At 42.1% G+C, this 989-nt stretch carries 3 protein-coding genes; all 3 read left to right on the plus strand.

What is annotated here, in order from left to right; translation table 11 throughout:
• On the plus strand, positions 1 to 624 hold a 624-nt coding region (locus tag HMPREF0373_RS07440), incomplete at its 5' end, for a replication initiation factor domain-containing protein (protein ID WP_021739067.1).
• A 12-nt stretch (positions 625 to 636) separates the two neighbouring features.
• A complete protein-coding gene (locus HMPREF0373_RS07445; RefSeq protein ID WP_021739068.1) occupies positions 637 to 771 on the plus strand; it encodes a DUF3789 domain-containing protein in 135 nt (44 codons plus the stop codon).
• Positions 772 to 989, plus strand: a 218-nt coding sequence (locus HMPREF0373_RS07450; RefSeq protein WP_002323342.1) for a hypothetical protein, incomplete at its 3' end; no start/stop codon positions are given.

Genomic DNA, 989 nt, shown 5'->3' on the forward strand with positions numbered 1-989 from the left:
AAACGGGAATATATCGGAAAGTCCAGAAGTTATAAGTTTTACCAGTCGGGCGAGCTTATCAAGCACAGAGAGGACGACAGAGAATATATGGGACGTACCCTTTATCTTGGTTCGCTGAAATCAGATGTGTATTTCTGTATCTATGAAAAGGACTATGAGCAGTACGTCAAGTTAGGGACACCGCTGGAAGAAGCCGACATTATCAACCGTTTTGAGATACGGCTTAGAAATGAACGTGCCTATTATGCAGTACGAGATTTGCTGACCTATTATGACGCAGAGCAGACCGCCTTTTCTATCATCAACCAGTATGTGCGGTTTGTTGATGAAGAACCAGACAAGCGAAAAAATGACTGGAAACTCAATGACCGCTGGGCTTGGTTTATCGGCGATAACAGACAGAGTTTGAAGCTGACGACAAAGCCAGAGCCTTATACCTTAGACCGTACATTGCGTTGGGTACAAAGGCAGGTAGCACCAACCTTGAAAATGCTGAAAAAGATTGATAAGGGAAACGGTACAGACTACATGGAAACAATCGAACAGCAGGCAAAACTCACAGAAAAGCATGAAATGATAATCAAACAGCAGACGACCCCTGCAAAAGATTTAGTAGAAAGTTAGGAGTGATGAAAAATGTGGGAATTAGTAAAAGACTTCCTGTTGGTATCTATGGGAATGGGTATCGGCGTGGTCTTGATGTGTATGTTAAGCGTCGGCAAAGAAGCCGACTATAAAATGAAACAATTAAGAGAAAGTGAGGACAATTAAATGAATTTCGGGCAAAATTTGTATCAATGGTTTTTATCAAACGCACAGAGCTTAGTGCTTATGGCGATTGTGGTTATCGGTATCTACTTAGGTTTCAAGCGTGAGTTTTCCAAACTTATCGGCTTCTTGGTAGTTGCCTTGATTGCTGTCGGTTTGGTATTCAACGCTGGCGGTGTGAAAGATGTACTGTTAGAGCTGTTCAATAAGATTATCGGTGC

The organism is Eubacterium ramulus ATCC 29099, from assembly GCF_000469345.1.
In the GTDB taxonomy this organism is placed as follows: Bacteria; Bacillota; Clostridia; order Lachnospirales; family Lachnospiraceae; genus Eubacterium_I; species Eubacterium_I ramulus.

Excerpts from the sequence above, each read along its gene's own strand:
- HMPREF0373_RS07445 (WP_021739068.1), top strand. The coding sequence starts at position 637 with ATGTGGGAATTAGTAAAAGACTTCCTGTTGGTATCTATGGGAATGGGT.